The 1,542-nt window shown below is 54.0% G+C and carries 1 protein-coding gene; it reads right to left on the reverse strand.

What is annotated here, in order from left to right:
• Window positions 1-291: 291 nt before the first annotated feature.
• On the reverse strand, window positions 292-1,440 hold the full coding sequence (locus BFP99_RS26690) for an integrase core domain-containing protein (protein ID WP_065924691.1): 1,149 nt from the start codon (window positions 1,438-1,440) through the stop codon (window positions 292-294).
• Window positions 1,441-1,542 lie beyond the last annotated feature (102 nt).

The raw sequence follows: 1,542 nt of genomic DNA on the forward strand, positions 1-1,542 counted from the left end.
GCCGGAGTGAGGGCACACCGAGCCTAGGCGAGGTGCCGAGTGTTGGGGCGAAGCGTTTTTGGTTACTTTTGGCGCTCTTCCAAAAGTGACCCGCCGTAAGGGCGGAACCATAGGTAGCCGTGACCGCAGCAACGGATATGTACTCACCCAAACCCAACGACATGGTCGGCCCGAAGGCCGCCACGGAAGCAATCTCCCTCGCCACAGACCGCTGAAAAATTGTGTAGATACTTATGCTCATCGGGGTGTAGAACCGTAGACATCGTTTACATCTGAAACCGGGGACATCGTTTACACATTTGAGGCCTGGACGCGGGTCATACCTCGTCCAAGCCTCCCCAAGGGATAATCACACAGGTACAAATCCCAAGCTTCATCTTCAGCTTCTTTGAGCCCTATCCTTTCCCCGGACAGCGCCTCGCTGATAAATACCAACTTGCCGTTCCACTTGATCGATCCGTCCTGCCTGACGCTTCGAACTTTCATTTCTGCCGGATATTCCACATCGGGCAAGCATCCTGGATAAATTCGGGTGGACGGCACATACAAGTCTCCCGGACGTTTCATGCCGAGCGCTTCGTGAGGGCGTACGTAATTAAACTCATGCCTGAAATGCTCCAGCAAAAGCTGCTGCTCGACTAAGTTTTTCCCTAAGGGCAACTCAAGTTTCAAGCTACGGTGCATTCGTTCATGGCGACCATTCTGGGCGGGTCTTCCCGGCATGGTTCGCTCGGGATAAATACCCAGCCGAATCCACCAAACTGCCAGTGTGGATATTCTTGCCAGGCCAGGAGAGGCGAACGGTACCCCGTTGTCCGAACGGATAACTTCCGGCATGCCGTACTCCTGAAAAAGCCTCTCAAAGGCCTGTTTTACAGGCTGGGTCATGATCTTGGGATGGGCCCTGCACGCTAAAATCAGCCGCGACGCATGGTCTGTGACGGTCAAAGGGAAGCACATCTGAGCATTAAGCATCTTGAACTGCCCTTTGTAGTCAGCACACCACGTCTTGTTAGGTTCGTCGGCCTTTCGCATTTGTGCGTGGGAAATGCTGTGTCGGCGTTTGAAGCGCCGCTTTTTGACGAGCCCAAGTCGGTCAAGCCATTGACCGGCCGTACTTGGAGAGGGCCAGGTGACGGAGGGATCTTCCAGCCGTAATAGCTCGAGAAGCTTTTTCGGCCCCCATTTATCGTGAGCCTCCTTCATCGCGACTACACGGGCCAAAATCTCGTCGTCGGTTTTATTTGGGCTGTTGTGAGGTCGCCGGGACAGTTCGGATAAAGACCTCAAATCGCCGTCGTGCCGGGCAATCCACTTATCGACGGTAGGTCGGCTAACGTCAAAGCGGCGTGCCAACTGGCTTTTGGTGAAGTTGCCAGAAAGCCAATCAGCTACCAGCTTGATTCTTTGATTCATGGGGGACTCTTGGTTCCAGGGCATGATCAGTTACCTCCTGATCATGCGTATTAGCCTGTAAACCATGTCCCCGGTTAGAAATGTAAACGATGTCCCCGGTTTGTACCGGGGCAAGCCCCCTCCCAC

The organism is Pseudomonas sp. 1 R 17 (assembly GCF_900067035.1).
Taxonomy (GTDB): Bacteria; Pseudomonadota; Gammaproteobacteria; order Pseudomonadales; family Pseudomonadaceae; genus Aquipseudomonas; species Aquipseudomonas marginalis.